The organism is uncultured Roseovarius sp. (assembly GCF_913054395.1).
Lineage (GTDB): Bacteria > Pseudomonadota > Alphaproteobacteria > Rhodobacterales > Rhodobacteraceae > Roseovarius.
Window position 1 is genome coordinate 1 of the sequence record NZ_CAJXIP010000170.1, and the last position, 6,350, is coordinate 6,350.

Below are 6,350 nucleotides of genomic sequence, written 5' to 3' on the forward strand. Positions count from 1 at the left end.
GCAGATCGGCGTTTGTACGCCATGCGCAAGGCCCAGTCGCTGGATCTCGCCCTGAAGGGCGTCCACTTCGGTAATCCGGCCCAACATCAGGTCCTGCGCCATTGAACTGCGCGCAGTGGGGTCGATCGTCAGCATCTGTGCGGCGATCCGGGTAAAGGCCCAATCCGGCAGGCGCAGGATATGCGGCGTCATCCAGACAGGCAGCGGGGTTGTGGAGATAGGTTTCAAACCGGCAGCCTTCATCACCCTCAGGGCCTCGGCCATCTGATCAGCCATCAACCGTCGCCAGTGGCGGCTTTGCAGTTGTGCCGTCAGGGGAATACCAGACAGGGCGTTCAGGGCATTGTTAAGATTGATCAGCAGCTTGCCCCATTGCACCCCCTCTATGTCTGGGGTTTCACCTATTGGAAGGCCAGCCACAGAAAGAAACCTGCCCCAATGCCCTCCCCCTTCGGCGATCAGGATCTCGCCGGAGGAGGCCCGATGATAGCCAGCCGACACGGGCCCCTTAGATTCTGGTGCTTCAATCGGCACCACGTTAAAGGGCACCATTGCAGCGCGCACATCCCGCCCTGGCAGCATCTGACGCAGCAAAGCCGCATTGCTCATCGCAATTTGAAAACTGAGCACCGGCGCATCCGGGGGCGCAAATTGCGCGATCAAATGTCCCATCGCGGCGGTGCCGTTTGACTTGACCGCAACAACCACCAGATCTGCCTCGGCCAGAACCGCGGGATCTTCGCTACATCGCAGCTGCCGCGCCTCAATTCGCTGATGCAGCCCGGCGTAATCCGTCAGCAGCAAACCACGTTGTGCGATTGGTGCCAGGACAGGCCCTCGCCCCAGCAGAATGACAGTATGTCCAGCAGCAGCCCAAAGCCCGCCACAAAAACATCCGATAGAACCAGCACCGGCAATCACAATACGCAGTGATTTCCCGCCCTGTGCGCTCATGCTGCTACGGTGAGCCGCGTAAGAACCTCATGGGTTGGCAATACGGTACCAAACCCGGCCTGCAGGGAGGATAGGGTCACCTCCAGCACCACCTCGGCATCCAGATCACCGCCCTTGCGCGCAGGCATGGCAAAAGCGATGAGCGCATCTTCGACCACTTCGATCTCAAAGCCAAGATTGGCCGCAGAGCGCGCCGTTGAATTCACGCAAAAGGCCGCAACCCCACCAACAATCACCAGATTTGTTATGCTGCGTGCGCGCAACAGCTCCGCCAATCCGGTGTCAACAAAGCCAGAGGAGCCAGTTTTCCAGATCACTGTTTCTCCCGGAGCGGGCTTCGCACAGGGCATCGGCTGGCCAGAGGGCAAATCGCGGCGAAACTTGCTCTCGGCGCGCGGATCATCATGCAGAACATGCAGCACGGGCAAGTCAGCACCGCGAAACCCTGCAAGCAGCTGCGCGATATTGTCTTCAGCATCCAGGTTCGCGCGCGGCCGACCAGCGGCCGTCGCATTCGCCATCTCCATCTGCATATCAACAATCAGAAGTGCCCAGTTGCGGCCCATCTGCAATGGCTTGTCCCTATCCACAAGAAACCCTCGCGCAAACTCTTTGACGCGAGGGTTGCAGAAGTTTTTCAGAATAACCAGTCCCCAGGCAACCTTTGGGGCTGCCTATGCGGCTTCTTAGACACCAAGGCACCAGCGCATGATCGCCTTTTGGGCGTGAAGACGGTTTTCAGCCTCGTCAAAGATCACGGACTGCGGCCCGTCCATCACCGCCGAGGTCACCTCTTCTTCGCGGTGCGCAGGCAGACAATGCATGAACAATGCATCGGGCTTGGCATGGGACATCAGCTCCTCGTTGACCTGATAGGGACGCAGCATATTGTGGCGCCGCTCTTTGGACGACTGGCTGTCATGCATGCTCACCCAGGTATCGGCAACCACTAGGTCGGCGCCTTCCACCGCTTTGAAGGCATCGCGCTCGATCACCACTTTGGAGCCAGCCTTGCGGGCAAGGCCAACGAATTCGTCCTCCGGGTCCAGCTGCGACGGGCCGGTAAAGGTGAGATCAAAACCAAACTTGGCCGCCGCATGCAGAAAAGAGGCGCAGACATTGTTGCCGTCGTCGGCCCTGACAACCTTTTTGCCCTTGATCGAGCCACGCTGCTCCTCATAAGTCTGGATAACGGCCATGATCTGGCAGGGGTGGGTGCGATCCGTCAGACCATTGATGACAGGTACATCGGCATATTCTGCCATCTCCTGCAGGACCGCCTCGTCAAAGGTACGGATCATGATCAGATCCACATAGCGCGACATTACCCGAGCGGTATCAGCGATGGTCTCGCCATGACCCAATTGCATGTCTTTGCCCGATAAAACCATGCTCTGCCCCCCCATCTGCCGCACCCCGACATCAAAGGAAATGCGCGTCCGGGTGGAGGGTTTTTCAAAAATGAGCGCCACCATCTGGCCTGCCAGTGGTTGCTCGTCATCTGGCATGCCCTTGGGGCGCCCCTGGCGGGCCTGTTTCATCAGTTTTGCCTGATCGATGATACCGTGCAGTGCAGTGGTGTCGGTTGTGTGGATGTCAAGAAAGTGGTTCATATCATGTCGCTTTTTGCATGTGCGAGGGCGGTCAACAGACGGGGGCTGCCTGCCCCCGTACCCCCGGGAATATATGGGGAAAGATGAATGTCAGCCCAGCGTCTGCTCTATCTGGGTGGCCGCCTTGTCCAAGCGGACAATGGCCTCCGCGATGTCCTCTTCACTGAGGGTCAAAGGCGGCAGAAGGCGGATCACATTATCGGCGGCAGGCACCGCCAGCACGAGTGCGCGGTACCCTGCATTGACCACATCCGCATTGAGCGCCTTGCATTTCAGGCCCAGCATGAGACCGGAGCCGCGCACCTCTTCAAAGACCTGCGGATGGGCCGCCACCAGTCCTTCGAGTTTCTGGCGCAACAGGCTGGCCTTGCGGTTCACCTCGGGCAGGAAATCGGGATCGGTCATATGATCCATCACCGCAGAACCGACGGCACAGCCCAAGGGGTTGCCGCCATAGGTCGAGCCATGGGTGCCGGCCGTCATACCCGCCGCCGCCGCCTCTGTTGCCAGAACGGCGCCGAGGGGGAAGCCGCCGCCGATGCCCTTGGCAACCATCATGATATCGGGGGTCACGCCCGCCCATTCATGGGCAAACAACCGCCCGGTGCGCCCCATGCCGCATTGCACCTCGTCCAGGATGAGAAGGATGCCTTTGTCGTCACAAAGTGCGCGCAGCCCCTTGAGACAATGGTCGGGTAGCGGGCGAATACCGCCTTCGCCCTGTACCGGCTCGATCAGGATCGCTGCGGTCCGCTCGTCGATCGCGGCATGCAGAGCCTCGTGATCGCCCCAGGCCAGATGTTTGAACCCCGGCAGGAGCGGGCCGAAGCCCTTGGTCATCTTTTCCGAGCCCGCCGCCGCGATCCCCGCCGACGAGCGGCCATGGAACGACCCTTCGAAGGCAATGATATCGGTGCGCTCGGGCTGACCCGCGTCATAGAAGTGTTTGCGCGCCATCTTGATCGCCAGCTCACAGGATTCAGTGCCTGAATTGGTGAAAAACACCGTATCGGCAAAGCTGTGCGCGACCAGCTTGTCAGCCAGTTCCTGCTGCTTGGGGATTTGATAGAGGTTCGATGTATGCCACAGCGCGCCCGCCTGTTCGGTCAGGGCCGCGACAAGGTCGGGGTGGGCATGGCCAAGCGCGTTGACCGCGATTCCGGCCCCGAGATCGAGAAAACGTCGCCCGTCAGCTTCGATAAGCCAGCTGCCTTCGCCTTTGACAAAGGTCAGCGGCGCGCGGTTATAGGTGGGCAGAACGGACGGGATCATTTCGGGTTTTCCTTATACAGAAGCCCTTTGAGTGCCGGAACACCGGGGCCAAGTCAATGATATGAAAGCGTATGGGGTTTTCGGGAAGCTGGCGCAGGTCACGAATGCGCGGCGATCAAACAGGCGGGGACGTCAGACGCTAAGGCGTCGGCGTCGTGTCGTGGTATATGTGACAGGTTTGATCATGCGTGCCGGGTTAGCGGGTTTGGGCGCGCGTGGGAAGCAAAAACTTAGCTGGCAAGCCCCGCCCCCGACCCCGGTGATGAAACCGCCACACCGCTCAGCGGCTCAAGCGCCACACGCGCCCGCCCAAGTCGCGGATGCAATTTTCGCGCCAGCCCCCAGGCCCCCAGAAGAGCAAGCCCGCCCACGGCGAAAATCCCCGGCATCGGCGCCACCAGAAGCACCAGCCAGGACACCCCCGGCGTGAGAATCCCCGACACATCGCGATAACTTGCATAAATCGCCGACATCTCGGTGCGCTCGGACGGCTTGACCGCAAGCAGGAACGGCAAGCCGCCCGACACGTCCAGCAGGATCAGGAAGAACGAGGCCGAAGCCAGGGCCAGCACCGTCACCCAAGGCAGGCCCGAAAGGGCCGCCGCGAGAAAAAACAGCCCCCCCGCCAGCAAAAACCCCACGCGGACCGCATGGCGGATACCGCGTTGCTGCATCCAGCGCAGCATGAACGGCGTCAGGAAAAGCATGCCGTTGGAGAACGAAAGCATCAGCCCGCCCAACTCTTCTCCAAAGCCGCGCTCAAGTGCAAAGATCGGCAGGTAGACGATGTAAATCCACCAGCCACAGGATCGGATCACCGCAAAGAGCCAGCCCGCGACAAGGCGCCGTTGCGACAGGAAACGCGGCAGAAAGGCCAGCGGATTGGCCGGCGCGCGGTGGCTTTTGGTAATCAGCCGCCCGTTGCCAAGGCGCATGTAGAGAAACACCGCCAGCATCAGCCCCGAGGCGAGAGCCGCGATCACGAACGGCAAGGGCCGCCACCATCCCAACAGGACAACCCCGAGAAACGGGCCGATCGTCCAGCCAAGCGCGCTATAGAACATTCGCGAGGTTTCACAGCGCCCCAGATCGGCCTTGGCGACATAGTCCAGCACATAGGCGTTGAAACACACGAAAGTGGTCACCGTCGCCGAGGTGATCAGGGCCAGTGCCGCGATCATCGCCGCACCACCCCCAAGGATCGCCAAAAGCGCGCCCCCGGCAAACATCAGGGCACCGGCCACATAGATCCAGCGCCGCGCGACAAAGCGGCCGATGAACGGCACCATGAGGCCGACAACAAGCGAAAGCAGCCCGACCATGAAATAGACCTCGGAGACAAGGCTGGCGTCCTGAAGGGCGGTGTACATTTCAAGCGGAAAGACCGAAATCAGGATACCGCGCGCCATTGCCTCGGCCCCTGCCAGCAGTGCAAATCCCCGCACCGAAGGCGCGGGCGCATGGCGAAGCCATTCGGGAATACGGCGTTGATGCATGACCAGTCTTTCATGGGTCTCGTCCCTGCCTTGGCACAAAACCGGCGGCGTTGTTTTGCCCGCACCGACATGGCGTCGTTTTTGAGCGATCCCCCCACGCAATCGTGACCTTTCGGGACGATGAGAAGATCAGGGGGCAAGCCAGCGGCGCCATGTGACGCCATGTGACGCCACGCGACCTTTGACAAAACCGGCCCGGCTTTGTCTTAATCCTGACAGGAAATAACTGGAGGGAGCGGGTCATGCCGCCAAGCATCCTGCTGCCGATGGTCGGGCTTGGGATCGCGGGGATTGCCGTGATCCTGCATCTGCTCGGGCTGTCGCGTGCGGCGGAACTTTCTGATGAGGCTGCGGCCCGCGCGGCATGGTTGCGCGAATTTCCCGGCCATGCGCCGCGCCGCGCGATCCTGAGCCATGACCGTCGCGCCGCGCTGATCGAAACCGAGACCGGATCGGGCGTGGTCTGGGCCATGGGGGCCGATACCACCGCCCGCTATCTGGACGGTGCGCGCATCCGGCGAACGGCCAGGGGCCTGCGCATCGACCTGCCGGATTTCACCGCGCCGCATATCCGCCTGCGGCTTGACCCCGGCGAGGCCGACCAATGGCCCGCCTCCCCGAAGGAAACCGCATGAGCGATATGATCACTTTCCCCGACGTCGTGACTTGGGCGGTGCCCTTCTTCATCGCCGCCATCCTGGCCGAGCTTGTGTGGATCGTGATCAAGGGACGTGGCGGGCGATACGAGACCCGCGATGCGCTGACTTCGCTTTTGATGGGCGCGGGCAATGTGGCCTCGGGCATCTTGCTTGGGTTTGTCGCCTATGGGTTTTTCATGGTATTATGGGCAATTACACCACTTGATCTTGGCGCCTCGGCCTGGGTAATTGCCCTGTGTTTCGTGCTGGATGACCTGCGCTATTACTGGGTCCATCGCTTTGGGCATCGCATCCGCTGGGTCTGGGCCAGTCATGTGAACCACCACTCCTCGCAGCATTACAACCTGACCACCGCC

7 protein-coding genes are annotated in these 6,350 nt (G+C 61.0%); 2 read left to right on the forward strand and 5 right to left on the reverse strand.

What is annotated here, in order from left to right:
• The 5 genes from QZ522_RS16795 to QZ522_RS16815 all read right to left on the reverse strand — a co-directional run.
• Window positions 1-954: 2-dehydropantoate 2-reductase (locus QZ522_RS16795; RefSeq protein ID WP_294614258.1), on the reverse strand; the 954-nt coding region annotated here is incomplete at its 3' end.
• Complete coding sequence (locus QZ522_RS16800; RefSeq protein WP_294614261.1) at window positions 951-1,544, reverse strand: isochorismatase family protein; 594 nt, start codon at window positions 1,542-1,544, stop codon at window positions 951-953. The genes QZ522_RS16800 and QZ522_RS16795, both read right to left, overlap by 4 nt.
• Window positions 1,545-1,640: 96 nt before the next feature.
• Window positions 1,641-2,567: an ornithine carbamoyltransferase gene (argF, locus tag QZ522_RS16805; RefSeq protein ID WP_294614264.1), complete on the reverse strand. Its 927-nt coding sequence runs from the start codon at window positions 2,565-2,567 to the stop codon at window positions 1,641-1,643.
• Window positions 2,568-2,657: 90 nt separating this feature from the next.
• On the reverse strand, window positions 2,658-3,839 hold the full coding sequence (locus tag QZ522_RS16810) for an aspartate aminotransferase family protein (protein ID WP_294614267.1): 1,182 nt from the start codon (window positions 3,837-3,839) through the stop codon (window positions 2,658-2,660).
• 230 nt (window positions 3,840-4,069) lie between these two features.
• A complete protein-coding gene (locus QZ522_RS16815) occupies window positions 4,070-5,335 on the reverse strand; it encodes an MFS transporter (RefSeq protein ID WP_294614270.1) in 1,266 nt (421 codons plus the stop codon).
• 242 nt (window positions 5,336-5,577) lie between these two features.
• Between QZ522_RS16815 and QZ522_RS16820 the strand changes: the two genes are divergently transcribed.
• Both QZ522_RS16820 and QZ522_RS16825 read left to right on the forward strand, forming a co-directional pair.
• Window positions 5,578-5,970 (forward strand): hypothetical protein, encoded by a 393-nt coding sequence (locus QZ522_RS16820; protein ID WP_294614274.1) that lies wholly within the window; start codon window positions 5,578-5,580, stop codon window positions 5,968-5,970.
• A partial coding sequence (locus QZ522_RS16825; RefSeq protein ID WP_294614276.1) for a sterol desaturase family protein occupies window positions 5,967-6,350 on the forward strand: 384 nt, incomplete at its 3' end. The genes QZ522_RS16820 and QZ522_RS16825, both read left to right, overlap by 4 nt.

Bases quoted from the DNA above. Each gene is read 5' to 3' on its own strand.
- argF (WP_294614264.1), bottom strand. From the start codon at position 2,567: ATGAACCACTTTCTTGACATCCACACAACCGACACCACTGCACTGCAC.
- QZ522_RS16810 (WP_294614267.1), bottom strand. From the start codon at position 3,839: ATGATCCCGTCCGTTCTGCCCACCTATAACCGCGCGCCGCTGACCTTT.
- QZ522_RS16815 (WP_294614270.1), bottom strand. From the start codon at position 5,335: ATGCATCAACGCCGTATTCCCGAATGGCTTCGCCATGCGCCCGCGCCT.
- QZ522_RS16820 (WP_294614274.1), top strand. From the start codon at position 5,578: ATGCCGCCAAGCATCCTGCTGCCGATGGTCGGGCTTGGGATCGCGGGG.